Origin of the sequence: uncultured Limimaricola sp. (genome assembly GCF_964022235.1) — a bacterium.
In the GTDB taxonomy this organism is placed as follows: Bacteria; Pseudomonadota; Alphaproteobacteria; order Rhodobacterales; family Rhodobacteraceae; genus Limimaricola.
The window spans coordinates 21,103-47,806 of record NZ_CAXHZL010000011.1 but is presented as its reverse complement, the minus strand read 5'-3'; the positions used below and the strand labels follow the sequence as shown (position 1 = coordinate 47,806).

The window sequence follows — 26,704 nt, the reverse complement described above, 5'->3', positions numbered from 1 at the left end:
TCAGCCCGCCACGCGCCCCGCGCGCCCGCCGCGCCGCTGCGGCGCACCGCCCGCCTCCAACCCTTGGGTCAGCACCTGCGTCATCGGGTGGCCTTCGGGTGCTGTGGCATGCCGCTCCAGTAGCCGCCGGATCGCCGGGGCGCTCTGCGCGCCCTCTGGCAGCGACAGCGCCCAATCCAGAAAGATCGAGCGGCATTCGCCAAGGCTGATGCCCTCGATCCGATAGGCCTCGCGCACCAGCCCCTTGGGGTCGATCTCGTCGCTCATCCTGCGTCTCCCGGCTCCACGCCCGTCAGGGCCATTGCGATCACCCCCTCTGCCCGTGCCGCCGCCGCGTCAAGAGCGCGGCGCAGATCGTCCAGCGTCTCGCAGCCGGCTTCGCGCAACAACAAACGCGCGCCGCCCTCGGCGGGCGTGTCGGGAAGCGGCCCGCCCCCCGTGAGCAGCCGCGCCACGCATTGCACCCGGCGCATCAGATCGCCGGTCTCGATCAGCACGCTTGCCCCCTCCTCGTCGATCAGCCCCGCAGCCTGCCCCGACCTGATCTGCGCGGGCACCTCCCGCTCGGGCGATCCGGCGCGCAGCGCGAGGCTCTGGGCAAAGAGCTCCACGTCCTGAAGCCGCCCCGCCCCGTCGCGCAGGTTCCAGCCGCCCGAGGCGGGCCGCGCCTCCGACAGACGCGCACGCATCGAGGCGAGGTCGGCCTCGACCGTCTCGCCCTTGGCTTTCTGCGCGAGCAGGTCCCGGCGGAACGCCTCGATCTCTTCGCCCAAGGCGGGCTCTCCGGCGACCGCCCGCGCCCGGGTCAGCGCCAGATGCTCCCAAGTCCAGGCCTCGTCTTGCTGGTAGGCACGAAACGCCGGCAGCGCCGTGGCCACTGGCCCCTGCCGACCCGAGGGGCGCAGCCGCATGTCGACCTCATAGAGCCGCCCGTCGGGCATCGGCGCGGTGAGTGCCGTGATCAGCCCTTGCGTAAAGCGCGCGTACCATGTGCGGGCGGGCAAGGGGCGCGGCCCGTCCGAGGCCTCGACCCCGTCCGCGTCGTAGATCACGATCAGGTCGAGGTCCGAGGACGAACTCAGCCGCCCCGCCCCCAAAGACCCCATCGCCAGAACCGACAGCCCGCGACCGGGGGGCGGGCCGTGACGGCGCGCCATGTCGTCGATCACCACCGGCACGAGCGCTGCGACCACGGCCTCGGCCAGCTCGGCATATTCCTGACCCGCCTTGCCAGCGTCGATCAGCCCGCGCAGGTGGTGCACGCCGATCCGAAAGTGGATCTCCTTGGCCCAGACCCGCGCCGCCCCGAGCCGCGCCTCGTGATCGGGCTGACGCGCCAGACGGTCGGCGAGGTCGGAGCGCAGCGCCTCGACGCCGGGCCAATCTGCGAAGAACCCGCCGCCGATTACCGCGTCGAGCACGCCCGAGTTGCGCGACAGATACTGCGCGAGGCCCGGCGCCGTGGCGCAGATATCGACCAGAAGCCGGGTGAGTTGCGGGTTCGCCTCGAACAATGAGAACAGCTGCACCCCCGCAGGCAGGCCCGCGAGAAACGCGTCGAACTGCGCCAGCGCCTCCTCGGGGCGCGCGGCCTCGGACAGGGTCTTGAGGATCTCCGGGCGCAGCCGGTCAAAGATCTCGACCGCGCGGTCCGAACGCAGCGCCGGATAGCCGGGCCACCGCGCCGTCACCTCCTGACCGAAATCGGGCGCATCGGTCGCGGCATGGCCGGGGGCAAAGAAATCCTCGGTCAGCGCGTGCACCTGCTCCAACCTCTCGGTCAGATCCGCCTTCAGCGCGTCGAGGTCGAGGTCCATGAAGGCCGCGAGCCGCGTGAACCCCTCTTCGTTCGAGGGCAGCATATGCGTCTGCTGGTCGCCGATCATCTGCACCCGGTGTTCGACCTCGCGGTGCGCGCGGTAGTGGCGGGTCAGTTCCTCGGCCACGTCGCTCTCGATCCAGCCCGCCTGCGCCAGTCGATCGAGCCCCTCGACCGTGCCGCGCACCCGCAAGCTCGCATCGCGCCCGCCCGAGATGAGCTGCCGCGTCTGGGTGAAGAACTCGATCTCGCGGATGCCGCCCCTCCCGAGCTTCATGTCGTGGCCCGGCAGGCTCAGCGCGCCGCCAAGCCCCTTGTGATCGCGGATCTTGAGCCGCATGTCATGCGCGTCGCGGATCGCGTGGAAATCGAGGTGCCGCCGCCAGACGAAGGGGCGCAGCGTATCGACGAACGCGGCCCCCGCGGAGAGATCGCCCGCGCAGGGCCGCGCCTTGATCCAGGCGGCGCGCTCCCATGTGCGGCCGACGCTCTCGTAATATTGCTCGGCGGCGGCCATCGACAGGCAGACCGGCGTGACGGCGGCATCGGGGCGCAGCCGCAGATCGGTGCGGAACACGTAGCCCTCGCCGGTGATGTCGCCGATCAAACCCGCGAGTTTGCGCGTGACACGCACCAGAATGCTGCGCGCCTCGTGCTGATCTAGGCCTTCGTAGCGGGTCTCATCGTAAAGACAGATGAGGTCGATGTCGGAAGAGTAGTTGAGCTCGAAGGCGCCCATTTTGCCCATGGCGAAGAGCACCATGCCCGCGCCGCTTTCGATGTCGGCCTCGGTCATGCCGGGCAGCTTGCCGCGCGCGATTTCGGGCGCGATCAGCGTCTCGAGCCCCGCCTGCAGCGCCGCGTCGGCGAGCCGGGTCAGGCTGCCCGTCACCTCTTCGAGCGGCCAGGCGCCGCCCAGATCGGCGAGTGCCGCGATCAGCGCCACGCGGCGCTTGGCCTGCCGCAGCCTCGGACCAAGAGCGGCGATGTCGTGGCCCTTGAGATCCGCAAGCTCGGCCGTGACGGCGGCTTCGGGATCGGCGCAGGCCGCTTCGAGCCAATCATGTTCGCGGCCGATCAGGTTCGCGAGATAGGGGCTGCACCCGGCGGTGCCGCCGATCAGCTCGGCGGTCGCCGGATCGGCCCAGCCGCAGAGCGCGCGGGCTTCGGTGGCCTTGTCGGTGTCGAGGGGGCGCGGGGCGCGGCGCAGGCGCGAGGCAATATCGGTCATGCGCGAACCGTGGCGCGACCCGAAGGAGGCGTCAATCGCCCCTGACCCCATCGGAGGGCCGAAAAATGTTAATACACTTCACATGACCCCTTGAAGGCGCGGGTCGCCTTTCCCATCTGCTGTAATGTGAAAGACATTCACATCCCCACAGGCCCGGCAGACGGGCCCCTTCCTCGAAGGAGTTCCTCGATGTCCACGACCGACATGCCCCTGTCCCACCGCACCCCGCGCGCCGGCATCAAAGACTGGCTCAACCGCGCCGAGGCTTGGCTCGACGCCCGCGGCAAGCCCGCCTGGATCGCTGCGATGGTGCTGGGCTTCATCGCCTTCTGGCCGGTCGGCCTCGCCCTTCTCGCCTACATGATCTGGAGCAAACGCATGTTCAGCAAATCCTGCCGCAGCCGCACCGCCCGCGTCTCGCCCTTCACGACGATGCGCTCCTCGGGCAACAGCGCCTTCGATGCCTACAAGACCGAGACCCTGCGCCGCCTCGAAGACGAGCAGCGCGCCTTCGAGAGCTTTCTCGAGCGGCTGCGCGACGCCAAGGACAAGGCCGAGTTCGACCAGTTCATGGACGACCGCGCCGCCAAGGCCCGCGAGACCGGCGCTACCGAGAACGGCAACGGCACCGATAATGGCCCCAACGGCGACAAGGACGCGGCCTGATCCCCGTCCCCCCATGATACGGCGACGGCCCCCTTTTCGAGGGGGCCGGGCCACTTGATCCACCCCGACCCGCATGAGAGGATCGCGCCATGACAGCAACCCCCACCTTTGCCGCCCGCCTGCGCGGCCTGCCCGACCCCGAGACCAGCCCCGAGTGCTATGACGGCGTGGCGTTCAAGCGCGCGCTGGCCTGGCTCGTCGATGTCACCGTGATCGCGGTGATCTGCGCGCTGCTGGTGCCGCTGACCGCCTTTGTCGGGCTGTTCTTCTTTCCGGTGATGATGATGGTCGTCGGCTTCTTTTACCGCGTCGCCACCATCGCCTCCGGCTCGGCCACATGGGGGATGCGTCTCATGGCGATCGAGCTGCGCGACGGCGAGGACCGGCCGCTCGACACCACGCAGGCCTTCTTGCACACCACCGGTTACGCCGTGTCGATGATGATGTTCCCGCTGCAGCTCGTCTCCATGGCGATGATGCTCCTGACCCCGCATGGGCAGGGTTTGAACGACAGCATTCTGGCCACCACGGCGCTGCGTCGTCGCCGTTGAAACGCAAGGTCGGGGGGCTGGACACCGGCCCAAGATCCTCAGGGGTCTTGGCAGCCGCCTACTCGAGCGCTAGCTTTCCTCGGATCACGAGCCGAGTGGACAGCCTATGCGCCATACCCTGCCCTTCGCGCCGCAATTCTATGTGACGGCCCCCCAGCCCTGTCCGTACCTCGCGGACAGGATGGAACGAAAGCTGTTCACCGCCTTGCAGGGCGAACAGGCAGAGCGGCTGAACGACTCGCTCTCCAAGCAGGGGTTCCGGCGCAGCCAGAACGTGCTCTACCGCCCCTCCTGCGCCGAATGCACCGCCTGCCTCTCGGCCCGGATCGACGTGAGCCGCTTTGCCCCCTCGCGCAGCCAGAGCCGCGTGCTCAGGCGCAACCGCGACCTCGCGCGCCGCGCCACCTCGCCTTGGGCCACCGAAGAGCAATACGCGCTGTTTCGCGACTATCTCGACAGCCGCCACGCCAGCGGCGGCATGGCCGACATGGACATGTTCGAATTCGCCGCGATGGTCGAGGAGACGCCGGTGCGCTCGCGCCTCGTCGAATACACCGACCCCAACGAGATGCACGATGCGCGCCACGGGCTGCGCGCGGTCTGTCTTACCGACATTCTCGATGACGGTCTGTCGATGGTCTATTCCTTCTTCGATCCCGCAGAGGACCGCCGCTCGCTCGGCACGCATGTGATCCTCGACCACGTGCGGATCGCGCGCGAGATGGGCCTGCCTTATGTCTATTTGGGCTACTGGGTGCCCGGCAGCCCCAAGATGGATTACAAGTCGCGCTTCGCGGCGCTTGAGCTGTTCCGCGCGGGCAAGTGGCAGCCGATGGGCGATCGCGACGACTACTCCGCCGAGACCCATCCGCTCTCGGTCGCCCCGATCTCCGAACAGGTGGCGCGTATCAGCCTGCCCGACACGCGCCCCGTGATCACCAGCTAGGCGCGCTCTCCGTCGATCCGGAACCAGCGGTAGCCATAACCCGGCAGCTCGATCTTGTCGCCCGGGGACAGCGGCTTTGCCACCGCCTCGTCGGGCCCGCCAAGCAGCGCCACGAGGTGGCTGGCGTCCCGGACCTTGGGCGCGCAGGTCACGGGCTTTTCGGACAGGTTGTGCAGCGTCAGCACCCGCGCCCCTCGCCACGACGACACCAGGCCCAGCACCGCCTCTGGCAGCCCCTCGATCACCTCCGTCTCGCCCCAGCCGATCTCGGGGCAGGCACGGCGACACCGCACCAGTTGCTGCACACGGGTGAGCAGGCTGCCGGGGCGGCCCCGCTGCGCCGCAACGCTGGTCTCGTGAAACCCGAGCGGGCCCTCCTCGACCACCGGGCGCACCGGGTCGGCAGCCCCGCGCGTGAATCCCCCCTGCGGCTCGTCGGCCCATTGCATCGGCGTGCGCACCGCGTCGCGCTCGTTGAGCGACAGATCCTCGCCCTGCCCGATCTCGTCGCCGTACCACATCACCGGCGTGCCCGGCAGCGCGAACAAGAGCGATTGCGCCAGCGCCACGCGGTCGAGATCGCCCAGCATCGGCGCGAGGCGACGGCGCAGGCCCCGGTCGTAGAGCTGCATGTCCTTCTCGGGACCGAAGGCGTCGAACACCTCCTGCTTTTCGGCCTCCGACAGCTTGTCGAGCGACAGCTCGTCGTGGTTGCGCAGGAAGGTCGCCCATTGCGCCTGATCCGGCGCGTCGTCGGGGCGCGAGGCCAGGGCTTCGGCGATCGGGGCCGCCTGCGACCGCGCGAGGGCAAGGAACAGCGCCTGATTCAGTGGAAAGTCGAGGATCAGGTGCATCCGCTCGTCGGCGCCGAACTCGCGCCCGCCAAAGTAGTCGGGCGCGGTCTCGCGCTCGATGTTGGCCTCGGCCAGCATGATGGCCCCCGCGCGCCGCCAAGACAGGAAATCGCGCATCTCCGAGAGCAGCAGCAGCGGGTCGCGGTCGGGCTCCTCGTCGAGGCCCTTGTATTCGATCAGGAACGGCACCGCGTCGATGCGAAAGCCCCAGACGCCCAGCTCAAGCCAGTAGCCCATGATCTTGAGGATCTCGGCGCGCACCGCCGGGTTGGCGATGTTGAAATCGGCCTGATGCGCATAGAAGCGGTGCATGTACCACGCCTTGGCGGTGCGGTCGTAGGTCCAGACCGCCTCCTGCACGCCTGGAAATATGATGCCTTCGGTGATGTCCTTCGGCTTCTCCTTGGACCAGACGAACCAGTCGCGGTAGGGGCTGTCCGGGTCCGAGCGGGCCGCTTGAAACCACGGGTGATCGACCGAGCAATGGTTCACCACCAGATCGACGATCACCTTGAGCCCGCGGTCGGCCGCGGCGCGCGCAAAGGCCACGAAGTCGCCCGCGTTGCCCGAGCGCGGATCGATGCCGTAGAAATCGGTGATGTCATAGCCGTTGTCGCGGTTGGGCGTCGGATAGAACGGGTTGAGCCAGACCGCCGTCGCCCCCAGCCCCTCGATATGATCGAGCCGGTCCGTCAGCCCCTGAAAATCTCCGACGCCATTGCCGTCGGCATCCATGAAGGTCTCGACATCGAGACAATAGATGACGGCGTTCTTGTACCACAAATCAAGCATCACTGGCCTCTCGGGGTTGCTGCCCCGCCACCTAGTGCGCCGCGCCCGGGCGGCGAGACGACAAGGGGCGGCGCGGATCGCACCGCACCGCCCCCGTCGGGTCAAAGCCTGTGGCCGGTTCAGCCGATGGTCGCGCCGTCGCTGCGTCGCACCGCCACGATCGAAGAGCGCGGCAGCGCCGCCGGATCGGGGAAGTTGTCGGGGTGCTGGATGCCGACGAACATGGTCTTGCGATCGGTCGAGAAGCAGGCCCCCGTGACCTCAGACCCCTTGGGCCCGGTCAGAAAGCGCGCGATCTCGCCGGTCTCGGGGTCGCCCACCAGCATCTGGTTGTTGCCCATGCCCGCGAAATCGCCCTCGTCGCTGTCGTCGCCGTCGGTCTGGATCCACAGCATGCCGCGGCTGTCGAACTTCATCCCGTCGGGCGAATTGAACAGGTTGCCCGGCGTTACGTTCGCCGATCCCGCATAGGCGTCCGAATGCACCTGCGGGTTGCCCGCCATCACGTAGAGATCCCACGCGAAGCCCTGTGCGGCGTGATCCTCGCCCTCGGGCCGCCAGCGCACGATCTGGCCATAGTTGTTCTCGGCCCGCGGGTTCGGGCCGCCGACCGGGGTCTCATCCCCGCCCGCGTTGGGGGCCACGGCGCGGTTCTTGTTGTTGGTGAGCGCGCAGTAGGCCTCGGCTTTCGCTGGGTTCACCGCGACCCATTCGGGGCGGTCCATGGTGGTCGCCCCCACCGCCGAGCCCGCCATCCGGGTGTGGATGTGGATCATGGCGGCGTCCATGCCGGTGGTCTCGGGCGTCAGCGCCAGCCACTCCCCGGTGCCGTCCTCGTGGAACTTCGCCACGTAGAGCTGCCCCTCGTCGAGCAGCCCCGTGGTGTCGCCACCTTCTTCGTAGGTGCCGTTGGAGACGTAGCGGTAGAGGAATTCACCGCGCTCGTCGTCGCCGAGATACACGACGACCCGGTTGTCGGCGGCCAATGTCACTTCGGCATTCTCGTGCTTGAAGCGGCCCAGCGCCGTGCGCTTGACGGGCTTGGAGGTGGCGTCCGAGGGGTCGATCTCGACCACGTAGCCCGCGCGGTTCGGCTCGTTGGGGTTACGCGACACGTCGAAGCGCGGGTCGAACTTCTCGTAGTCATAGCCCGACTCCGCCTCGATGCCGTAGCGATCAAAGCCCTCGGGCATCTGCATGTCGGTATCGGTCGAGCCGAAGTAGCCGTTGAAGTTTTCTTCGCAGGTCAGATAGGTGCCCCACGGCGTGCGGCCCGCGCCGCAGTTGTTGAAGGTGCCAAACGCCTCGGTGCCCGACGGATCGGCCTCGGTCTTAAGCAGATCGTGCCCGGCGGCGGGGCCCGAGATGGTCATCGGCGTGTTATGGGTGATGCGGCGGTTGTAGGGGCTGTCGAGCACGATCTCCCAGCCACGCGCGCCGTTTCGCACCTCGAACACCGCGACACCCTGCGCATCCTGGATCTTGCGCACGTCCTCGGCAGAGGCGGGCGTGCCGTCGGGGTTCTGCGGCAGGTTCACTTCGAGATTGGCGTATTCATGGTTCACCGCGATCACTTCGTGGCCGTCGATGTCGAAAAGCTCCATGCCGTCGGTGTTCTCGCCAAAGGCGCGCACCTGCCCTTCGGGCGTCGTGCCAAGCACCGGATCAAAGGCGGGCGCGTCCGAAAACAGCGGATCGCCCCAGCTTGCCAGCACCTCCCACTCATGGCCCTCGGGCACGTGGACCGTGAAATCGGTCTGCGCCGCGATCGGGGCAAACTCGAACCGGCTCGATTGCGCCAAAGCGGTCGAGCCTTTGAGCGCGCCCGTGCCCATGACGGCTGCCCCCGAGCCGAAGGCCACCAGCCCCGACAGAAAGCCGCGCCGCGACACTGCCCCGGCGACGACGCGGTCGAAATCGGTGGTCTCGTCGGTCGGGCGACGCAGCTCGTCGAGCGCGTCCCAGCTGATCTTGTTGATGTTGAAGCGCTTCATGTCCTGTCCCTTTCCTCGGGGCGCTGTGGCCCCCTCGCGCTCTGCTAGGGCGCTGCCGTGAAGGCGACGCGACGGTTTTGTAAGAGTTTTGTCACAAGGTTCGCATCGGCGGGAACCTGCGGGAACGGTGGGGCCGTTTTCACGTTGATGTGTCCAAAGACATCAGCGGAGGCCACAGATGGCGCATGCGAAGAACCCCGACGCCCATCCCGGCGACATCAACAAGCCCGGCTGGTTTGCCACCCTCAAACGCGTCTACTCCGAGATCGGCGACGACCACGTCAGCCTGATCGCGGCGGGCGTCGCCTTCTATGGCCTCCTTGCGATCTTTCCGGGCATCGTTGCCGCCATGGCCATCGCGGGTCTGTTCTTCGACCCCTCGGCGGTGGTGGATCAGCTGCAATCGCTTTCGGCCTTCCTGCCGCAGGACGCCGCCGACATCGTGCTGGGTCAGGCCAAGGAGGTCGCGGGCTCCGAAGAAGGCGGTCTCGGCCTCGCCGCGCTGTTCGGCATTCTGGTGGCGATCTACTCGGCCTCCAAAGGCGTGCAGTCGCTGGTCGAAGGGCTCAACGTCGCCTTCGAGGCCGAGGAAAGCCGTGGCCTCGTCTCCTATTACCTGCAGGTGCTGGCGCTGACGATCGGCATGATCATCGGCTTTTTGCTGATTGTCGCCGTCGCTGCCGGTCTGCCGCTGGTGCTGGGCGTGCTGCCGCTGGGCTCCTCGACCGAGCTTTTGATCAACGTCGTGCGTTGGCCGGTGTTGCTTATCCTCGTGGCGCTGGGCCTCGCCATTCTCTACCGCTATGGCCCCGATCGTGCCGAGCGCAAATGGCGCTGGATCACGCCGGGTGCCGGGCTGGCTTGCCTGCTGTGGCTCGTGGGCTCGCTGGGCTTTGCCTATTACGTCAGCACCTTCGGCGGCTATAACGAGACCTTCGGCGCGCTGGGCGGCGTCATCGTGCTCTTGATGTGGCTGTGGCTTTCGGCCTTCATCGTGCTGATGGGAGCCGAGTTCGACAGCGAAATGGAGCGTCAGGCCAAGCACGACCCGCAGCCCGAGGACGCCAAGAACGACCCGCTGATGGAGGATGCCAAGGCCGAGGCCGGTGGTTTCCCTGCCTCGTGAGATTTGCGTATCGACCGCTTCGCGCCACTGACTGATAAGAAAGTTACCCGAAACCGTTAAGGTGCGACATTTTTTCCGCCGAATGCGGTTGACCCTCCCGCCCGCCCGTGCATATCTGCGCGGGCGGAACGGAAAGGACCGAGGGCGATGGATCTCCTTCTTGTAATCGGTGGAGTGGGGCGCGTGGGCCGGTAACGGCAGGGACCATGACGGTCGACCATGCGCCTCCGGATCACCGGGGGCTTTTTTGTGCGCGCGGCGCGGCAGACAGACAGGATACGGCACGATGACAGGGCAGACGCAGACGGCGCAGACTGGCGGACAGATGACGGGCGCGAGAATGGTCGTGCAGGCGCTTCGCGATCAGGGCGTCGACACGGTGTTCGGCTATCCCGGCGGCGCGGTGCTGCCGATCTATGACGAGCTGTTCCAGCAAAACGACATCCGCCACGTGCTGGTGCGCCACGAACAGGGCGCGATCCACGCCGCAGAAGGCTATGCCCGCTCCACCGGCAAGCCCGGCGTCGCCATCGTCACCTCCGGCCCCGGTGCGACCAACGCCGTCACCGGCCTGACCGACGCGCTGCTCGACTCGATCCCGATCGTCGTGCTCTCGGGCCAGGTGCCGACCTTCATGATCGGCTCGGACGCGTTTCAGGAGGCCGACACCGTCGGCATTACCCGCCCCTGCACCAAGCACAACTGGCTGGTGAAGGAGACCGACAAGCTCGGCCAGACCCTGCACGAGGCGTTCCACGTCGCCACCGCCGGCCGCCCCGGCCCGGTGCTCGTCGACATCCCCAAGGACGTGCAGTTCGCCACCGGCGCATACGGCGGCAAGGAAACCCGTTCGACCCGCTACAACCCGCCCGTCAAGGGCGACGCGGCGGCGATCGAGGCGCTGGCGCGGGCGATGGAGACGGCCAAGCGCCCGGTGTTCTACACCGGCGGCGGCGTCATCAACTCGGGCCCCGAGGCCTCGAAGCTCCTGCGCGAGCTGGTCGCCGCGACCGGCTTTCCGATCACCTCGACGCTGATGGGCCTCGGCGCTTATCCGGCGAGCGGCGAGCAGTGGCTCGGGATGCTCGGCATGCACGGGCTTTATGAAGCCAACATGGCGATGCACGGCTGCGACCTGCTGATCTGCATCGGCGCGCGCTTCGACGACCGGATCACCGGCCGCATCGACGCCTTCTCGCCGAACTCGACCCGCGCCCATATCGACATCGACCCCTCCTCGCTCAACAAGGTGATCCGCACCGACATCCCGATCATCGGCGACGTCGCCGACGTGCTGGGCGACCTGTTGGCCGCGTGGTCCAAGCGCGGCCGCAAGACCGACCGCGAGGCGCTGTCGCAGTGGCAGGCGCAGATCGGCGAATGGCGGGCCAAGGATTGCCTGTCGTTCCGCAACTCCGAGACCATCATCAAGCCGCAATACGCGCTGCAACGGCTCGAGGCGCTGACCAAGGACCGCGACCGCTACATCACCACCGAGGTGGGCCAACACCAGATGTGGGCCGCGCAGTATCTGGGCTTCGAGGATCCGAACCGCTGGATGACCTCCGGGGGTCTCGGGACCATGGGCTACGGCTTTCCGGCGTCGATCGGCGTGCAGATGGCGCATCCGGATGCCCTCGTGATCAACGTCGCGGGCGAAGCCTCGTGGTTGATGAACATGCAGGAGATGGGCACGGCGGCGCAGTACCGCCTGCCAGTCAAGCAGTTCATCCTCAACAACGAGCGTTTGGGCATGGTGCGCCAGTGGCAGGAGCTGCTGCACGGCGAGCGCTACTCCCAGAGCTGGTCCGAGGCCCTGCCCGATTTCGTGAAGCTGGCCGAAGCCTTCGGGGCCAAGGGCATCCGCTGCTCGGACCCCGCGCAGCTCGATGACGCGATCATGGAAATGCTCGACTACGACGGCCCGGTGATCTTCGACTGTCTGGTCGAGAAGCACGAGAACTGCTTCCCGATGATCCCGTCGGGCAAGGCGCACAACGAGATGCTGATGGGCGAGGTCTCGACCGCCCATGCCATCGAGGCCGGCGGCGCGGTGCTGGTCTGAGCCACGGTCCGACCCTTGGACGTTTGAACGACATCTCAAAATGTCCCGGGCTCCGGCCCGGGGAAAGGACGACACGATGCTGAACATCAAGGAAGGCTCGACCAGCCACTCCGCCTATAACCTGCGTTCCACCTTCTCCGACGTGGAGGAGCGCCATACCCTCGCGGTGATCGTCGAGAACGAGCCCGGCGTGCTGGCCCGCGTCATCGGCCTGTTCTCGGGGCGCGGCTACAACATCGAAAGCCTCACCGTGGCCGAGATCGACCACACCGGGCACATGAGCCGCATCACCCTCGTCACCTCCGGCACGCCGCAGGTGATCGAGCAGATCAAGGCGCAGCTGGGCCGCATCATTCCCGTGCACGAGGTCCACGACCTCACCGTCGAGGGGCCGACCGTCGAGCGCGAACTGGCCCTCTTCAAGGTGCGCGGCGAAGGCGACGCCCGCGTCGAAGCGCTGCGGCTTGCGGACATCTTCCGCGCCAACGTGGTCGACAGCACGCTCGAAAGCTTTGTCTTCGAGATCACCGGCACGCCCGAGAAGATCGACGCCTTCGCCGATCTGATGCGGCCGCTGGGCCTCACCGAGCTGGCGCGCACCGGCATCGCCGCCCTGTCACGCGGCCCCGACGCGCGCGTCTGACGCGCGGACGAGCATACTGACGCCGCGCGAGGCTTGCCCCCGCGCGGCATTCCTGCCTTCCTATGCGCCTGACAAGGAGGGCCGGACATGGGCGCGCAGAAGATCATCATCGACACCGATCCCGGACAGGACGATGCCGTCGCCATCCTGTTGGCGCTGGCCTCGCCCGAGCTCGACGTGCTCGGCCTCACCGCCGTCGCCGGCAACGTGCCGCTCGACCTCACCCAACGCAACGCGCGCCAGATCGTCGAGCTTGCGGGCCGCGACACGCCGGTCTTCGCGGGCTGCGACGCGCCGCTCTCGCGCCCGCTGGTCACCGCCGAGCATGTCCATGGCAAGACCGGTCTCGACGGCATCGCCTTGCCCGACCCGACGCATCCGCTGCAGGAGCAGCACGGCGTCGATTTCATCATCGAGACGCTGCGCCGCGAGCCCGAGAACACCGTCACGCTCTGCCCGCTCGGGCCCCTCACCAACATCGCCGCCGCCTTCGAGCGCGCCCCCGACATCGTCGCGCGCGTGCAGCGCATCGTGCTGATGGGCGGCGGCTTTTTCGAGGGCGGCAACATCACCCCCGCGGCCGAGTTCAACATCTATGTCGATCCCGAAGCGGCCAAGGTGGTGTTCGATTGCGGGCGGCCCATTACCGTGTTGCCGCTCGACGCGACGCACAAGGCGCTCACCTCCAAGGCCTGGATCGCCGAAATGCGGGGCCTGGGCCGGATCGGCGAGGTCGTGGCGAGCTGGACCGACTTCTTCGAGCGGTTCGACACCGAGAAATACGGCTCCGAGGGCGCGCCGCTGCACGATCCTTGCGTCATCGCATGGCTGCTGCGCCCCGACCTGTTCTCGGGCCGCGAGATCAACGTCGAAATCGAAACGCAGTCCGATCTGACGCTGGGCATGACCGTGGCCGACTGGTGGGGCGTGACCGACCGTACGCCCAACGCGCTGTTCATCGGCGACGTCGATCGCGACGGCTTCTTCGCGCTGCTGAGCGAGCGGATCGGACGGCTTTGAGCGGACGCGGCGCGCGTTTCGACGTCGCGCGCCATGAGTATTTGAGGAATGAAGTGGCAGGGGGGCAAAATTGCTGCCGCTCCGCTTGGTTTGAGCGCGCGGCAGCATAGATGCAGCGCATGACCCTGCACATCCCCTTCGACAACTCCTATGCCCGCCTGCCCGCGCGCCTGTTCACCGAGCAGGCGCCCGTGCCCGTGGCCGCCCCCGGCTGGATCGCCCTGAACGAGGGCCTCGCCCGCGATCTCGGGCTCGACCCCGCCACGCTGCACACGGACGAGGGCCTGCAGGTCTTTGCGGGCAACGTCATCCCCGAAGGCTCCACACCCATTGCGCAGCTCTATGCCGGGCATCAGTTCGGCAGTTGGAACCCGCAGCTGGGCGACGGGCGGCAGGTGCTCTTGGGCGAAGTGGTGGGGCCGGACGGCATCCGCCGCGATATCGCGCTCAAGGGATCGGGGCGCACGCCTTACTCGCGCATGGGCGACGGGCGCGCTTGGCTCGGCCCGGTGATCCGCGAATACATCATGAGCGAGGCGATGCACGCGCTTGGCGTGCCGTCGACGCGGGCGCTGGCCGCCGTCAGCACCGGCGAGGAGGTGATCCGCGAGGCCGCCCTGCCCGGTGCCGTGCTGACCCGCGTGGCGCAAAGCCACATCCGCGTCGGCACGTTTCAGGTGCTGGCCGCGCGCGGTGACCACGAGGGGCTGCGCGCTCTGGCTGATCACACCATGGCGCGACATTTTCCTACCGCCGGATCGGTGCCCGAGATGCTGGCGCAGATGGTGGCGCGGCAGGCCGACCTGATCGCGCAATGGATGAGCCTCGGCTTCATCCATGGCGTGATGAACACCGACAACTGCTCCGTCGCGGGCGAAACCATCGATTACGGCCCCTGCGCCATGATGGACGCCTACCACCCCGCGCGCGTCTTCTCCTCGATCGACGTGCATGGCCGCTATGCTTACGGCGCGCAGCCGCAGGTCGCCTTGTGGAACATCGCGCAGTTCGCGACGGCCCTTGTGCCGTTGATGCCTGATCAGGCCCGCGCGGTGGACGACTTCACCGCGATCATCAACCGCTTTGCCGACCTCTACCAATCCGCTTGGCTCACCCGTTTCGGCGCCAAGCTGGGGCTGGCCGAGCCGCGCGCCGAGGATCGCGGCCTGATCGAAGACCTTCTCACGGCCATGGCCCGCGACGACGCCGATTTTACCAACAGCTTCCGCGCCTTGGCCGACGACGCGCCGGAGCCCGCGGGGGTCGACGCGGACTGGATCGCCGCATGGCGCGACCGCGCGCCGGACCTCGATCTCGCGCGGGCGACCAACCCGGTCGTCGTGCCGCGCCTGCACCTGATCGAGGCCGCGATCACCGCCGCCGTGGCGGGCGATCTCGCGCCGTTCCACGAGATGCTTGGCGTCGTCACCCGGCCCTTTCATCCCGACCCGGCGCTTTTGGGACGGTACGTCGCCCCGCCAGAGCCTCACGAAAAAGTCGACAAGACCTTCTGCGGCACCTAAAAGCGATAAGATCCTCCGTCATCCCCGTCGCAGGGCCGTCCGATCACGAGACCGCCCCGGTAAAGAGTATGCCCTTGAAAGACGTCAACGACCATACGGGTGAGCAGCGCGCCGAAGCGATCCGATCCTTGGGGATCATGGACAGCGAGGACGAGGCTGATTTCGACGAGATCACCGCCTATGCCGCCGAGATCTGCGGCGCGCCGATCTCGCTTGTCACGCTGGTCGACACCGAGCGTCAATGGGCCAAGTCGGCTTATGGCACCGAGCAGCGCGATTACAGCATGGACGAGTCGATCTGCGCGCATGGGCTGTCGGGCCCGGACTTCCTCGAAATCGAGGACACCGCCACCGATCCGCGCACCTGCGACAACCCGCTGGTCACCGGCCCCAGCGCGATACGCTACTACGGCGGTGCGATCCTCAAGCTGGGTGACGACACGCCGATCGGCGCGCTGTGCATCCTCGATCGCAAACCGCGTCGTCTGTCGGACGAAACCAAGCGGCTGCTGATCATCCTCGCGCGGCAGGTCACGCGCCGCATGGAGCTGCGCCGCGCGCTCGCCGCGCAGGAGACGCTGGCCAACGAGGTCGATCACCGGGTCAAGAACTCGCTGCAGATGGTGACCGCGCTGGTGCGGATTCAAAGATCACAGGCGCGCAGCGACGAAACCCGCGAGGCGCTCGCCATCACGATCGACCGCCTGTCGGCCATCGCCTTGCTGCACGCCGAGCTGCACAAGGTCTCGGCCCGCAACGAGATCGCGCTGCATCAGTTCCTGCCCGACATCATCCGCCATCTGGACGTGACCCTGCCGACGAACGTCGCGATCTCGCACAGCCTGATCCCGATGCTGGTGCGCTCCGAGGTCGCGACCTCGCTGGCGCTGCTGGTCAACGAAGCGATTACCAATGCCGCCAAACACGCGTTCCCCGATGGGCGCGCCGGGCGGATCGACGTGACGCTGAAGTTGAACGGAACGAAGGGCCGGCTCAGCATCGTCGACGACGGTGTCGGCAGCGACAACCTCGAAGCCGCGCTCGAAAGCGGCAGTGGCAGCGGCCTCGGTCGGCAGATCATCGATGCTTCGGTGGCCCGGATCAATGGCGAGATCAGCCGCGAAAGCGGCCCCGGCGGCACCTCGATCGAGGTGCGTTTTCCGGTGCCGCGACTGTTGCCCAACCATTGAGAGGCGCCGCGGCCCGCAAGGGGCCGCGGCACCGGATGGTTCACTCGGTGACGCGCACTTCGCGCATCAGGTCCGGCGCGCCGATCACGGCGCCGTTCGGACCCTCGCCACGCTTGATCGCGTCGAGCACGTCGAGACCTTCGGTGACCTTGCCCACGACCGTGTACTGGCCGTTGAGAAAGTCGCCGGGCGCGAACATGATGAAGAACTGGCTGTTGGCCGAGTTCGGATCCTGGCTGCGCGCCATGCCGATGGTGCCACGCTCGAACGGGATGTCGGAGAACTCCGCATCCAGATCGTCGCGCTCCGATCCCCCCATGCCGGCCATGGAGACGTCGCCGCCCTCGCGGCCGAACTCCACGTCGCCGGTCTGCGCCATGAAGCCGTCGATCACGCGGTGGAACATCACCCCGTCATAGGCCCCCTCGCGCGCCAGCGCGGTGATCTGCTCGACATGCTTCGGTGCGACCTCTTCGAGAAGGTCGATCTTGATCGTGCCGTTGGCCTGACCCGCGACGTCGATCTCGAGGCCGGTGGCGGCGGCGGGCGACGCGGCCAGCGCCAGCAGAACTGCGAGCTTACGCATCGGCGGCCACCTTGACCGAGATCATCCGGTCGGGATTTGCCGGCGGCTCGCCCTTGGCGATGGCGTCGACATGCTCCATGCCCTCGATGACGCGGCCATAGACGGTGTATTGGCCGTTGAGGAAATGGTTGTCGCTGAAGTTGATGAAGAACTGGCTGTTGGCCGAGTTCGGGTTGGCCGAACGCGCAGCCCCCAGCGTGCCACGGTCATGCGGCAGCTTGGAGAACTCGGCCGGGAGGTCGGGCTTGTCGGAGCCGCCCGTGCCGGCGCGGCGCGGGTTGTAGTCCTTTTCCATGTTGGCGTGCTCGACGTCGCCGGTCTGCGCCATGAAGCCATCGATCACGCGGTGGAAGGCCACGTTGTCATAGGCACCGGCGCGGGCCAGCTCTTTCATGCGCTCGGCGTGCTTCGGCGCGACGTCGGCCAGAAGCTCGATCGTCACGGAGCCGTCCTTCAGCTCGATGATGATGGTGTTCTCGGGGTCCTTGATCTCGGCCATTGCCGATCCTCCTTCTGCTTTGTCCCCGACATAAGGCCAGCGTGCGCGTAAGCCAATGGCTTGAGCGCCGCGCCCCCGGGCGCTACCTATCTGCCAACTCGAATTGGAAAGGACGGCTCATGGGCTGGAAGACGATCGACGAGATGGACCTCGCGGGCAAGCGGGTCCTGGTGCGGGTGGACGTGAACGTGCCGATCGAAGCGGGCCGCGTCACCGACGCGACCCGCATCGAGCGCATCGTGCCCACCGTCAATGACATTGCAAACAAGGGCGGGCGGGTGATCCTGCTGGCGCATTTCGACCGCCCCAAGGGCAAGGTCGTGCCGGAAATGTCGCTCAAGCAGATCCTGCCCGCTCTCGAAGATAAGCTCGGCCGCAAGGTCGCCTTCGCCGAGGATTGCGTGGGCGATGCGGCACAATCGGCGGTCGACGCGCTGAGCGATGGTGAGGTGCTGCTTCTCGAAAACACCCGTTTCCACGCGGGCGAGGAAAAGAACGACGGCGATTTCGCCCAGTCCCTCGCGCATCTGGGTGACGTCTATGTGAACGACGCCTTCTCGGCGGCGCACCGCGCCCATGCCTCGACCGAGGCGCTGGCGCGCCTGCTGCCCGCCTGCGCCGGTCGCCTGATGGCCGAAGAGCTCTCGGCGCTGGAAAAGGCCTTGGGCAACCCCGAGCGTCCCGTCGTCGCCGTCGTCGGCGGCGCCAAGGTCTCGACCAAGCTCGACCTGCTGTCGAACCTCGTCGAGAAGGTCGACACGCTGGTGATCGGCGGCGGCATGGCCAACACCTTCCTCGCCGCCCAGGGCCTCGATGTCGGCAAGTCGCTGTGCGAGCACGATCTCGCCGACACCGCCCGCGAAATCGCCCAGAAGGCCGCCGACAAGGGCTGCACGATCCTGCTGCCCCGCGACGTCGTGGTGGCGCGCGAGTTCAAGGCAGGTGCCGAAAGCGAGGTCGTCATGGCCGAGAACACGCCCGCAGACGCGATGATCCTCGACGCCGGCCCCGACAGCGTCGCCCATGTCGAGATGGCACTTGAGAAGGCCAAGACGCTGGTCTGGAACGGTCCTCTGGGGGCCTTCGAGATCGAGCCCTTCGACAAGGGCACGGTGGCCGCGGCGCAAAAGGCCGCCGAGCTGACCAAGGCCGGCAAACTCGTCTCGGTGGCAGGCGGTGGCGACACCGTGGCCGCGCTCAACGCCGCCGGGGTCTCGGGCGATTTCACTTATGTCTCGACGGCGGGCGGTGCCTTCCTCGAGTGGATGGAAGGCAAGGTGCTTCCGGGCGTGAAGGCGCTGGGCGCATGAGCGGAGCAGGACACATGGATACCGCACGCAACGATCTGGTCCCGCAAAGCCGTGGCTGGACGCTCATTACCGGGGCCTCCTCCGGCCTTGGCGAAGAGTTCGCCCGCATCGCCGCCCGCGGCGGTCGCCGGCTGATCCTCTCGGCCCGCTCCGAGGACAAGCTCGACGCGCTGGCCGCCGAGCTTGGCGCGCGCGTCGAGGTCGTGGTGATCCCCGCCGATCTCGCCCGCCCCGGCGGCGCCGAGCGGCTGTGGCGCGAGGCCTCCGAGGGCCGTCGCATCGAGATCCTCGTCAACAACGCGGGCCTCGGGCTGCAGCGGCGCTTTGGCGACGGCGGCACCGAGGAGGTCGAGAACCTCGTCGCGGTCAACGTCTCGGCGGCGACGATCCTGATGCAATCCGCCGTGGCGCACATGCGCCGCGAAGGCGCGGGCCACATCATGAACGTGGCCTCGGTCGCGGCCTTCATCCCCGGCCCCGGCATGGCGGTCTACCACGCGACAAAGGCCTATCTGCTGTCGCTGTCGGACGCGGTGTCGAGCGAGCTTCGCGCCGAGGACAGCGATGTCACCATCACCGCCCTCTGCCCCGGCCCGGTCGATACCCGGTTCTTCGAAGCCGCTGGCATGGCCGCCGAAGGCCCCTCCGGCCCGATGCGCCCGGCCCGCGCCCGCGACGTGGCGCAGGCGGGTTGGGAGGCGATGCTGGCGGGGCGCCAGACCGTGGTGCCCGGCGGCATGACCCGGATTGCGGCCTTCGCGGGCCGGGTGCTGCCGCGCGGTCTGACCGCGCGGATCGCAGGTCGCGCCTACGGGCGCGCCTGATTTCAAAACCCCGAGTGATCACGGGGGGTTGGTGGCGCTAACAGTGCCGCCCGGTGGCGCTAACAGGATTGTGAGCCACCGGGCGGAGGCCTAACGTTTGCCGCAGATGCAAACCGAAAGGCTTCCCATGCAGACCACCGACACCGTCCGCGACATCCTTCGCAACTACGAGGGCGAGACCCCCGGCGTGAAGGCCAACCTCGCCCGGATGCTGATGGCGGGCCGTCTGGGCGGCACCGGCAAGATGATCATCCTGCCCGTCGATCAGGGCTTCGAGCACGGCCCCGCCCGCAGCTTTGCCCCGAACCCCGGCGGCTACGACCCGCATTACCACTACCAGCTGGCGATCGACGCAGGCCTCAACGCCTATGCCGCCCCTCTCGGCATGATCGAGGCCGGCGCCGACACCTTCGCCGGCCAGATCCCGACCATCCTGAAATGCAACAGCGCCAACTCGCTGATGTCCGAAACCGCAGGCAAAAACCAGGCCGTGACCGCGAGCGTCGACGACGCGCTGCGTCTGGGCTGCTCGGCCATTGGCTTCACGATCTATCCCGCCTCCGACTGCGCGCTCGACATGTTCGAAGAGATCGTCGAGATGCGCAAAGAGGCCGCCGCCAAGGGCGTGGCCACCGTGATCTGGTCCTACCCGCGCGGCGAGGCGCTCGACAAGGACGGCGAAACCGCGATCGACATCGCGGCCTATGCCGCGCAGATCGCGGCGCTGATCGGCGCGCATGTCATCAAGATCAAGCTTTCGACCGATCATCTCTCGCTGCCCGAGGCCAAGAAGGTCTACGAGGCCGAGGGCATCGACGTCTCGACCCAGGCCGCGCGGGTGAAGCATTGCGTGCAGTCGGCCTTCGCCGGCCGCCGGATCATAGTGTTCTCGGGCGGGGCCAAGAAGGGCGCGGATTCGGTCTATGACGACGCCCGCGCGATCCGTGATGGCGGCGGCAACGGCTCGATCATCGGCCGCAACTCCTTCCAGCGTCCGCGCGAAGAGGCGCTGGAGATGCTTGGCAAGCTGCAAGACATCTATCTCGGCAAGGCCTGACCGCGGACCTGCCGCTTTGGACCTATCCAAAGCGGCATTCCGGCCACGCCTATCGGCAATAAGGCGCGGAGGCGGTGAAAACACGGTGTTTTTACCGCCTCATTCATGTCATCCTGCTCACAGCCGCCCGGTTCAAGAGGCGGCATACGAGGCACGGCAGAAATGAAACGCACCCCTTCTTTGGGCCCCGCCCTTTATCTGGTCGGCATGATGCTGATCGGACTCTACTTCACCTTTGCCGCCGTTCAGGGCGACTACGGCGTGTTCCGCCGCGCAGAGGTCGAAGCGGAGGCGCGGGGCCTGGAGAAGGAACTCGCCAGCTTGCGCGGCGAAGTGGCGCGGATGGAGAATCTCACCCGCCGCCTCTCGGACGATTTCCTCGATCTTGACCTGCTCGATGCCCGCGCGCGTGAAGTGCTGGGCATGATCCGCGCGGACGAAATCGTCATTCGCTGACCCAAGGGCAGCTTCACCCGCCTTATTTTGCTGCGCCGTGCCGATTTATCGTGCGCGGCGCTCGTCATTTCGCCCATCGGCAGATTGCCCTGTTGCATCCCGCGCAAGTTCTGTAAGTGATAGTTCAAGGCTAAACTATCCGTCACAGCGCGAAGGGAGACGCCATGGCGACCCGGAAGACCTCCGACACAGGCCCCGCCAAGGGTTCCAATCCTGCCCCAAAGGGCTCCAACATCCCCGCAGATGAGCTGAAGCACTACTACCGAGAAATGCTGCTGATCCGGCGTTTCGAGGAGAAGGCCGGCCAGCTCTACGGCATGGGTCTGATCGGCGGCTTTTGCCACCTCTACATCGGCCAGGAGGCCGTCGTGGTGGGGCTCGAAGCCGCGGCGGAAGAGGGCGACAAGCGCGTCACCTCCTATCGCGACCACGGCCACATGCTGGCCTGCGGCATGGACCCCAAGGGCGTCATGGCCGAGCTCACAGGCCGCGAAGGCGGGTATTCTAAGGGCAAAGGCGGGAGCATGCACATGTTCTCGAAGGAAAAGCACTTCTACGGCGGCCACGGCATCGTCGGCGCCCAGGTGCCGATCGGCGCGGGCCTCGCCTTCGCCGACAAGTATCTCGACAACAAGCGCGTGACCTTCACCTATTTCGGCGACGGTGCGGCCAACCAGGGCCAGGTCTACGAGACCTACAACATGGCGCAGCTGTGGGAGCTTCCGGTCGTCTTCGTGATCGAGAACAACCAATACGCCATGGGCACCTCCGTGCAGCGCTCGACCAAGTCGCCGTCGCTGTGGGAGCGCGGTGCCGCCTACGGCATCAAGGGCGAGGAAGTCGACGGCATGGACGTGCTGGCGGTGAAAGAGGCCGGCGAGCGCGCCGTGGCGCACTGCCGCGAGGGCAAGGGCCCCTACATCCTCGAGATCAAGACCTACCGCTACCGTGGCCATTCGATGTCCGACCCCGCGAAGTACCGCTCGCGCGAGGAAGTGCAGAAGATGCGCGAGGAGCGCGATCCGATCGAGCAGATCCGGCAGGTGCTGCTCTCCGGTCAGCACGCGACCGAGGACGACCTCAAGGCGATCGACAAGGAGATCAAGGAGATCGTCAACGAGTCCGCCGAGTTCTCCAAGGAAAGCCCCGAGCCCGCGCTCGAGGAGCTTTGGACCGACATCTACGCTGAAGAAGCCCCGCAGGAGGCCTGATCCATGGCGACCGAAATTCTGATGCCCGCCCTCTCCCCGACCATGGAGGAAGGCACGCTCGCCAAGTGGCTCGTGAAGGAAGGTGACACCGTCTCCTCCGGCGACATCCTGGCCGAGATCGAAACCGACAAGGCCACGATGGAGTTCGAGGCCGTCGACGAAGGCACCGTCGGCAAGATTCTCATCGCCGAAGGCACCGAGGGCGTGAAGGTGAACACCCCCATCGCCGTGCTGCTGGAGGAAGGCGAAGACGCCTCCGCCGCCGACAACGCGGGCTCCGGCTCTGACGCCAAGGTCGAAGCCAAGGAAGAGAACAAGGCCGAGGCCAAGGACATCGTTCCCGCCGATACGCCCGCCGCCTCTTCGCCCGCCGCCGCGGCGCCAAAGCCCCCGCGCACGCCGGATTGGCCCGAAGGCACCGAGACCAAGACCACCACGGTCCGCGAAGCCCTGCGCGACGCGATGGCCGAGGAAATGCGCCGCGCCGACAACGTCTTTCTCATGGGCGAGGAGGTTGGCGAGTATCAAGGCGCCTACAAGATCTCCCAAGGTCTTCTGGACGAGTTCGGCCCCAAGCGCGTCATCGACACACCGATCACCGAGCACGGCTTCGCCGGCATAGCGGTCGGCGCGGCCTTTGGCGGCCTGCGCCCGATCGTGGAGTTCATGACCTTCAACTTCGCCATGCAGGCGATGGACCACCTGATCAACTCGGCGGCCAAGACGCTCTACATGTCGGGCGGCCAGATGGGTGCCCCGATGGTGTTCCGCGGCCCCAACGGTGCCGCCGCCCGCGTCGGCGCGCAGCACTCCCAGGACTACGCCGCATGGTTCATGCAGGTGCCCGGTCTCAAGGTCGTCATGCCCTACTCCGCCGCCGATGCGAAGGGCCTGATGAAATCCGCGATCCGCGATCCCAACCCGGTGATCTTCCTCGAGAACGAGATCCTCTATGGCCGCTCCTTCGAGGTGCCGGTGATGGATGACTTCACGATCCCGCTCGGCAAGGCCAAGATCGCCCGCGAAGGCACGGACGTCACCATCGTGTCCTTCGGCATCGGCATGACCTATGCGCTCGCGGCGGCCGAAAAGCTCGCCGAGGACGGCATCGAGGCCGAGGTGATCGACCTGCGGACGATCCGTCCGATGGACACCGACGCGATCCTCGAGAGCGTGAAGAAGACCAACCGTTGCGTCACCGTGGAAGAAGGCTGGCCGCAGGGTTCGGTCGGCAACTACATCTCCTCGGTGATCATGCAGCAGGCCTTCGATCACCTCGACGCGCCGGTCATCAACTGCACGGGCAAGGACGTGCCGATGCCCTATGCGGCGAACCTCGAGAAGCACGCGCTGCTGACGACCGACGAGGTCGTCGAGGCGGTGCGCAAAGTGACCTACAAGTAAGGGGCGCGAGACATGCCAACGGAAATCCTGATGCCCGCGCTGTCGCCGACCATGGAGGAAGGCACGCTCGCGAAATGGCTGGTCAAGGAGGGGGACACCGTCTCCTCCGGCGACCTGCTGGCCGAAATCGAGACCGACAAGGCGACGATGGAGTTCGAGGCCGTCGACGAAGGCGTCGTCGGCAAGCTGCTGATCGCCGAGGGCACCGAAGGGGTGAAGGTCAACACCCCCATCGCCGTGCTGCTCGAAGAGGGTGAGTCTGCCGACGACATCGGCAGCGCCTCCGCGCCCAAATCGGGCGACGCCGACAGCCATACCGAACCGGCAGCGCCCAAGGCCGAGACCTCGCCCGCCAAGGGCTATGGCGACGACGGCGCGGCGGCGCAGCAGGCGAAGGGCGATGATGCCGCTCCTGCGGCGTCGGGTGCGTCCGGCGACCGCGTCTTCGCCTCGCCGCTGGCGCGGCGGATCGCCAAGGACAAGGGTCTCGACCTGAGCCAGATCAGCGGCACCGGCCCCAACGGCCGGATCGTCAAGGCCGACGTCGAAAGCGCCAAGCCGGGCCAGAAGCCCGCCGCGAGCGAGGCCGCCAAGGCCCCCGCCGCCGCAGCCGACAAGGCCCCCGTGGCGGCCCCTGCCGCCCCCGGCGCGCAGGCCGAGCAAATCCGCAAGATGTACGCGGATCGCGAGTTCGAGGAGGTCAAGCTCGACGGGATGCGCCGCACCATCGCGGCTCGTCTCACCGAGGCCAAGCAGACCATCCCGCATTTCTACCTGCGCCGCGACATCAAGCTCGACGCGCTGCTGAAATTCCGCTCCCAGCTGAACAAGCAGCTCGAAGGGCGCGGCGTGAAGCTTTCGGTCAACGACTTCATCATCAAGGCCTCGGCCTTGGCGCTGCAGGCGGTGCCGGATGCCAACGCGGTCTGGGCCGGTGACCGGGTCCTGAAGCTCAAGCCTTCGGACGTGGCCGTCGCCGTGGCGATCGAGGGTGGTCTCTTCACCCCCGTCCTGCGCGACGCCGAAAGCCGGTCGCTGTCGTCGCTCTCGGCGCAGATGAAGGACCTCGCCAAGCGGGCGCGCGACAAGAAGCTCGCCCCGCACGAGTATCAGGGCGGCAGTTTCGCGATCTCCAACCTCGGCATGTTCGGCATCGACAACTTCGACGCCGTGATCAACCCGCCGCATGGCGCGATCCTTGCGGTCGGCGCAGGCGTGAAGAAGCCGGTGGTGAACGACGCGGGCGAGATCGAAGTGGCCACCGTGATGTCGGTGACGCTCTCGGTCGATCACCGGGTGATCGACGGCGCGATGGGCGCGGAGCTGCTCAAGCAGATCGCCGACGCTCTGGAAAACCCGATGGTGATGCTGGCCTGATCGGCCCCGCCACGACGTTCGAAGGGGCCGCGCCACGAGGGCGCGGCCCCTTCTCTTTGCGCAGCTGTGCAGCGACTGCGTTGCGCGCTAGCGTCGCGTCGGTTCGCCGATTCATCTCGCCAATTCAGTTGGTTGGCGGCATCCTTTCGTCATGCTCGGCCTTGTAGGCCTCGAAGTCGTAATCCATCCCGTTGAGCATCGTGCTCCACATGCGGACGTTGGCGGCTGTCGCCACCGCCTCCCGAAGCTCGGCCTCCGACGCACCCGCGCTCATCGCATTCTTCTTGTGAGCGTAGACGCAGTAATCACAGGGAATCTGCGCGGCGACCGCGAGCGCGACAAGCTCGCGGGTCTTGGCATCGAGTTCCGCTTCCTCGCTGCCCAAGGCACCATAAAGCGCCATTGCCTCGTCAAAGGCGTGTTCAGGGTAAATGTTGCGAAAGAACTCGGGCGGACCTTGCTCACCCTGTGCGTCGGGCATTGCCTCTTGGGCCTCCTGCGCGCCGGCAAGCCCGCCAGCACACGCGATAGCGACCGCCATCATCATGCGTTTCATGGAACTTCTCCCACCGATTTTGAGACATGCAGAATCGGGCCTGCCGCCGCGATCTCGGCAAAGGCCGAAATGAGGTACGATTCAGATTTCGACCATACCACGAAACCGGGTTCGCTTCACGCGAAACCGTTGTGGCATGGCGTGGGATCGCTTCCGCTCCCGACCGAGCCCTGCCTCGGTCGGCGGCTTACTCGTCGTTGAACGTCTGGTCCATCGACACCGAAGGCTGGGCACAGCCCGCCTCGCCGACGATCCGCGCGGGCACCCCGGCGACGGTCTTGCAGGCCGGAATGTCCATCAGCACCACCGATCCGGCGGCGATGCGGGTGCAGTCGCCGATGCGGATGTTGCCCAAGACCTTCGCGCCCGCGCCGATCAGCACGCCGTTGCCGATCTTGGGGTGGCGGTCCTGCTCTTCCTTGCCGGTGCCGCCAAGCGTCACGGAATGCAGCATCGACACGTTGTCGCCCACCACGGCCGTCTCGCCGATTACCACGGAATGCGCGTGGTCGATCATCACGCCGCGCCCGATCCGGGCCGCCGGGTGGATGTCGACGCCAAAGGTCTCGCTCACACGCATCTGCACGAAATACGCCAGATCGAGCCGTCCTTGCATCCAGAGCCAGTGCCCAAGCCGGTAGGCCTGAATCGCCTGATACCCCTTGAAGTAGAACAGCGGCTGCAAGAACCGGTGGCAGGCTGGGTCGCGCTCATAGGTGGCGACAAGATCGGCGCGGGCCGAGACGACCAACTCCGCCTCGGCATTATAGGCCCCGTCGATGATCTCGCGCAGGATCTGCGCGGGCATCTCGTCGGAGGCGAGCTTGAGCGACAGCCGGTAGGCCAGCGCGCAGGCAAAGCTCTGATGGTGCAGCACACCCGAATGAATGAGCCCGCCCATCAGCGGCTCGGCGGCGATGGCCTCTTCGGCCTCGCTCCGGATACGGCTCCAGACCGGATCGATCTCGGCCAACTGCGCCTGTGGTTTCGCCATCGCCATGGCC

Annotated in this window: 24 protein-coding genes; 16 read left to right on the top strand and 8 right to left on the bottom strand. The window is 67.0% G+C overall.

Annotated elements, in window-relative coordinates; genetic code table 11:
• Together AADJ02_RS13775 and AADJ02_RS13770 are read right to left on the bottom strand one after the other, a co-directional pair.
• Positions 1 to 267 (bottom strand): hypothetical protein, encoded by a 267-nt coding sequence (locus tag AADJ02_RS13775; protein WP_341213593.1) that lies wholly within the window; start codon positions 265 to 267, stop codon positions 1 to 3.
• Entirely contained in the window at positions 264 to 3,050 is a 2,787-nt protein-coding gene (locus tag AADJ02_RS13770; RefSeq protein WP_341213592.1) for a glutamine-synthetase adenylyltransferase, read from the bottom strand. Before AADJ02_RS13770 ends, AADJ02_RS13775 begins: the two co-directional genes overlap by 4 nt.
• Before the next feature lie 189 nt (positions 3,051 to 3,239).
• On the opposite strand from AADJ02_RS13770, the gene AADJ02_RS13765 reads away from it, so the two are divergent.
• From AADJ02_RS13765 to AADJ02_RS13755, 3 genes are all read left to right on the top strand, one after another.
• Positions 3,240 to 3,716 (top strand): DUF2852 domain-containing protein, encoded by a 477-nt coding sequence (locus AADJ02_RS13765; RefSeq protein ID WP_341213591.1) that lies wholly within the window; start codon positions 3,240 to 3,242, stop codon positions 3,714 to 3,716.
• Between the two features lie 89 nt (positions 3,717 to 3,805).
• Positions 3,806 to 4,267, top strand: coding sequence for an RDD family protein (locus AADJ02_RS13760; RefSeq protein WP_341213590.1), 462 nt, complete (start codon positions 3,806 to 3,808; stop codon positions 4,265 to 4,267).
• A 106-nt stretch (positions 4,268 to 4,373) separates the two neighbouring features.
• Positions 4,374 to 5,213 carry an arginyltransferase gene (locus AADJ02_RS13755; RefSeq protein WP_341213589.1) on the top strand — a complete coding sequence of 280 codons (840 nt, stop codon included), beginning with the start codon at positions 4,374 to 4,376 and terminating at the stop codon, positions 5,211 to 5,213.
• On the opposite strand, the gene AADJ02_RS13750 is transcribed toward AADJ02_RS13755, so the two are convergent.
• Positions 5,210 to 6,859 carry an alpha-amylase family protein gene (locus AADJ02_RS13750; protein ID WP_341213588.1) on the bottom strand — a complete coding sequence of 550 codons (1,650 nt, stop codon included), beginning with the start codon at positions 6,857 to 6,859 and terminating at the stop codon, positions 5,210 to 5,212. The genes AADJ02_RS13755 and AADJ02_RS13750 overlap by 4 nt on opposite strands.
• A gap of 119 nt (positions 6,860 to 6,978) precedes the next feature.
• Positions 6,979 to 8,853: a PhoX family phosphatase gene (locus AADJ02_RS13745; protein ID WP_341213587.1), complete on the bottom strand. Its 1,875-nt coding sequence runs from the start codon at positions 8,851 to 8,853 to the stop codon at positions 6,979 to 6,981.
• Between the two features lie 178 nt (positions 8,854 to 9,031).
• On the opposite strand from AADJ02_RS13745, the gene AADJ02_RS13740 reads away from it, so the two are divergent.
• The 6 genes from AADJ02_RS13740 (at position 9,032) to AADJ02_RS13715 (ending at position 16,420) form a co-directional block, all read left to right on the top strand.
• Complete coding sequence (locus AADJ02_RS13740; protein ID WP_341213586.1) at positions 9,032 to 9,979, top strand: YihY/virulence factor BrkB family protein; 948 nt, start codon at positions 9,032 to 9,034, stop codon at positions 9,977 to 9,979.
• Positions 9,980 to 10,265: 286 nt separating this feature from the next.
• Positions 10,266 to 12,044: an acetolactate synthase 3 large subunit gene (locus AADJ02_RS13735; RefSeq protein WP_341213585.1), complete on the top strand. Its 1,779-nt coding sequence runs from the start codon at positions 10,266 to 10,268 to the stop codon at positions 12,042 to 12,044.
• A gap of 76 nt (positions 12,045 to 12,120) precedes the next feature.
• Positions 12,121 to 12,687 carry an acetolactate synthase small subunit gene (ilvN, locus tag AADJ02_RS13730; protein WP_341213584.1) on the top strand — a complete coding sequence of 189 codons (567 nt, stop codon included), beginning with the start codon at positions 12,121 to 12,123 and terminating at the stop codon, positions 12,685 to 12,687.
• A gap of 87 nt (positions 12,688 to 12,774) precedes the next feature.
• Positions 12,775 to 13,707 (top strand): nucleoside hydrolase, encoded by a 933-nt coding sequence (locus tag AADJ02_RS13725; protein ID WP_341213583.1) that lies wholly within the window; start codon positions 12,775 to 12,777, stop codon positions 13,705 to 13,707.
• Between the two features lie 119 nt (positions 13,708 to 13,826).
• Positions 13,827 to 15,230, top strand: a complete 1,404-nt coding sequence (locus AADJ02_RS13720; RefSeq protein WP_341213582.1) for a YdiU family protein — start codon at positions 13,827 to 13,829, stop codon at positions 15,228 to 15,230.
• 74 nt (positions 15,231 to 15,304) lie between these two features.
• Positions 15,305 to 16,420 carry a histidine kinase dimerization/phosphoacceptor domain -containing protein gene (locus AADJ02_RS13715; protein ID WP_341213581.1) on the top strand — a complete coding sequence of 372 codons (1,116 nt, stop codon included), beginning with the start codon at positions 15,305 to 15,307 and terminating at the stop codon, positions 16,418 to 16,420.
• A 40-nt stretch (positions 16,421 to 16,460) separates the two neighbouring features.
• Here AADJ02_RS13715 and AADJ02_RS13710 read toward each other — a convergent pair whose 3' ends face one another.
• Together AADJ02_RS13710 and AADJ02_RS13705 are read right to left on the bottom strand one after the other, a co-directional pair.
• Positions 16,461 to 17,006: a peptidylprolyl isomerase gene (locus tag AADJ02_RS13710; RefSeq protein ID WP_341213580.1), complete on the bottom strand. Its 546-nt coding sequence runs from the start codon at positions 17,004 to 17,006 to the stop codon at positions 16,461 to 16,463.
• On the bottom strand, positions 16,999 to 17,505 hold the full coding sequence (locus AADJ02_RS13705; protein WP_341213579.1) for a peptidylprolyl isomerase: 507 nt from the start codon (positions 17,503 to 17,505) through the stop codon (positions 16,999 to 17,001). The genes AADJ02_RS13710 and AADJ02_RS13705 overlap by 8 nt, the downstream gene beginning before the upstream one ends.
• Positions 17,506 to 17,624: 119 nt before the next feature.
• On the opposite strand from AADJ02_RS13705, the gene AADJ02_RS13700 reads away from it, so the two are divergent.
• The 7 genes from AADJ02_RS13700 (at position 17,625) to AADJ02_RS13670 (ending at position 25,144) form a co-directional block, all read left to right on the top strand.
• Positions 17,625 to 18,815, top strand: coding sequence for a phosphoglycerate kinase (locus tag AADJ02_RS13700; protein ID WP_341213578.1), 1,191 nt, complete (start codon positions 17,625 to 17,627; stop codon positions 18,813 to 18,815).
• A 14-nt stretch (positions 18,816 to 18,829) separates the two neighbouring features.
• Positions 18,830 to 19,639 carry an SDR family oxidoreductase gene (locus tag AADJ02_RS13695; RefSeq protein WP_341213577.1) on the top strand — a complete coding sequence of 270 codons (810 nt, stop codon included), beginning with the start codon at positions 18,830 to 18,832 and terminating at the stop codon, positions 19,637 to 19,639.
• A 127-nt stretch (positions 19,640 to 19,766) separates the two neighbouring features.
• Positions 19,767 to 20,696 (top strand): class I fructose-bisphosphate aldolase, encoded by a 930-nt coding sequence (locus AADJ02_RS13690; protein WP_341213576.1) that lies wholly within the window; start codon positions 19,767 to 19,769, stop codon positions 20,694 to 20,696.
• A 162-nt stretch (positions 20,697 to 20,858) separates the two neighbouring features.
• Positions 20,859 to 21,152: a septum formation initiator family protein gene (locus AADJ02_RS13685; protein ID WP_341213575.1), complete on the top strand. Its 294-nt coding sequence runs from the start codon at positions 20,859 to 20,861 to the stop codon at positions 21,150 to 21,152.
• Positions 21,153 to 21,316: 164 nt separating this feature from the next.
• Complete coding sequence (gene pdhA, locus AADJ02_RS13680; RefSeq protein ID WP_341213574.1) at positions 21,317 to 22,363, top strand: pyruvate dehydrogenase (acetyl-transferring) E1 component subunit alpha; 1,047 nt, start codon at positions 21,317 to 21,319, stop codon at positions 22,361 to 22,363.
• 3 nt (positions 22,364 to 22,366) lie between these two features.
• Entirely contained in the window at positions 22,367 to 23,767 is a 1,401-nt protein-coding gene (locus tag AADJ02_RS13675; protein ID WP_341213573.1) for a pyruvate dehydrogenase complex E1 component subunit beta, read from the top strand.
• Between the two features lie 12 nt (positions 23,768 to 23,779).
• A complete protein-coding gene (locus AADJ02_RS13670) occupies positions 23,780 to 25,144 on the top strand; it encodes a pyruvate dehydrogenase complex dihydrolipoamide acetyltransferase (RefSeq protein ID WP_341213572.1) in 1,365 nt (454 codons plus the stop codon).
• Between the two features lie 124 nt (positions 25,145 to 25,268).
• Here AADJ02_RS13670 and AADJ02_RS13665 read toward each other — a convergent pair whose 3' ends face one another.
• Positions 25,269 to 25,700: a carboxymuconolactone decarboxylase family protein gene (locus AADJ02_RS13665; RefSeq protein WP_341213571.1), complete on the bottom strand. Its 432-nt coding sequence runs from the start codon at positions 25,698 to 25,700 to the stop codon at positions 25,269 to 25,271.
• A 187-nt stretch (positions 25,701 to 25,887) separates the two neighbouring features.
• Positions 25,888 to 26,694: a serine O-acetyltransferase gene (gene cysE / locus AADJ02_RS13660; RefSeq protein ID WP_341213570.1), complete on the bottom strand. Its 807-nt coding sequence runs from the start codon at positions 26,692 to 26,694 to the stop codon at positions 25,888 to 25,890.
• Between the last annotated feature and the right edge of the window lie 10 nt (positions 26,695 to 26,704).

Excerpts from the sequence above, each read along its gene's own strand:
- AADJ02_RS13775 (WP_341213593.1), bottom strand. The coding sequence starts at position 267 with ATGAGCGACGAGATCGACCCCAAGGGGCTGGTGCGCGAGGCCTATCGG.
- AADJ02_RS13770 (WP_341213592.1), bottom strand. The coding sequence starts at position 3,050 with ATGACCGATATTGCCTCGCGCCTGCGCCGCGCCCCGCGCCCCCTCGAC.
- AADJ02_RS13765 (WP_341213591.1), top strand. The coding sequence starts at position 3,240 with ATGTCCACGACCGACATGCCCCTGTCCCACCGCACCCCGCGCGCCGGC.
- AADJ02_RS13760 (WP_341213590.1), top strand. The coding sequence starts at position 3,806 with ATGACAGCAACCCCCACCTTTGCCGCCCGCCTGCGCGGCCTGCCCGAC.
- AADJ02_RS13755 (WP_341213589.1), top strand. The coding sequence starts at position 4,374 with ATGCGCCATACCCTGCCCTTCGCGCCGCAATTCTATGTGACGGCCCCC.
- AADJ02_RS13750 (WP_341213588.1), bottom strand. The coding sequence starts at position 6,859 with ATGCTTGATTTGTGGTACAAGAACGCCGTCATCTATTGTCTCGATGTC.
- AADJ02_RS13745 (WP_341213587.1), bottom strand. The coding sequence starts at position 8,853 with ATGAAGCGCTTCAACATCAACAAGATCAGCTGGGACGCGCTCGACGAG.
- AADJ02_RS13740 (WP_341213586.1), top strand. The coding sequence starts at position 9,032 with ATGGCGCATGCGAAGAACCCCGACGCCCATCCCGGCGACATCAACAAG.
- AADJ02_RS13735 (WP_341213585.1), top strand. The coding sequence starts at position 10,266 with ATGACAGGGCAGACGCAGACGGCGCAGACTGGCGGACAGATGACGGGC.
- ilvN (WP_341213584.1), top strand. The coding sequence starts at position 12,121 with ATGCTGAACATCAAGGAAGGCTCGACCAGCCACTCCGCCTATAACCTG.
- AADJ02_RS13725 (WP_341213583.1), top strand. The coding sequence starts at position 12,775 with ATGGGCGCGCAGAAGATCATCATCGACACCGATCCCGGACAGGACGAT.
- AADJ02_RS13720 (WP_341213582.1), top strand. The coding sequence starts at position 13,827 with ATGACCCTGCACATCCCCTTCGACAACTCCTATGCCCGCCTGCCCGCG.
- AADJ02_RS13710 (WP_341213580.1), bottom strand. The coding sequence starts at position 17,006 with ATGCGTAAGCTCGCAGTTCTGCTGGCGCTGGCCGCGTCGCCCGCCGCC.
- AADJ02_RS13705 (WP_341213579.1), bottom strand. The coding sequence starts at position 17,505 with ATGGCCGAGATCAAGGACCCCGAGAACACCATCATCATCGAGCTGAAG.
- AADJ02_RS13700 (WP_341213578.1), top strand. The coding sequence starts at position 17,625 with ATGGGCTGGAAGACGATCGACGAGATGGACCTCGCGGGCAAGCGGGTC.
- AADJ02_RS13695 (WP_341213577.1), top strand. The coding sequence starts at position 18,830 with ATGGATACCGCACGCAACGATCTGGTCCCGCAAAGCCGTGGCTGGACG.
- AADJ02_RS13690 (WP_341213576.1), top strand. The coding sequence starts at position 19,767 with ATGCAGACCACCGACACCGTCCGCGACATCCTTCGCAACTACGAGGGC.
- AADJ02_RS13685 (WP_341213575.1), top strand. The coding sequence starts at position 20,859 with ATGAAACGCACCCCTTCTTTGGGCCCCGCCCTTTATCTGGTCGGCATG.
- pdhA (WP_341213574.1), top strand. The coding sequence starts at position 21,317 with ATGGCGACCCGGAAGACCTCCGACACAGGCCCCGCCAAGGGTTCCAAT.
- AADJ02_RS13675 (WP_341213573.1), top strand. The coding sequence starts at position 22,367 with ATGGCGACCGAAATTCTGATGCCCGCCCTCTCCCCGACCATGGAGGAA.
- AADJ02_RS13670 (WP_341213572.1), top strand. The coding sequence starts at position 23,780 with ATGCCAACGGAAATCCTGATGCCCGCGCTGTCGCCGACCATGGAGGAA.
- AADJ02_RS13665 (WP_341213571.1), bottom strand. The coding sequence starts at position 25,700 with ATGAAACGCATGATGATGGCGGTCGCTATCGCGTGTGCTGGCGGGCTT.
- cysE (WP_341213570.1), bottom strand. The coding sequence starts at position 26,694 with ATGGCGAAACCACAGGCGCAGTTGGCCGAGATCGATCCGGTCTGGAGC.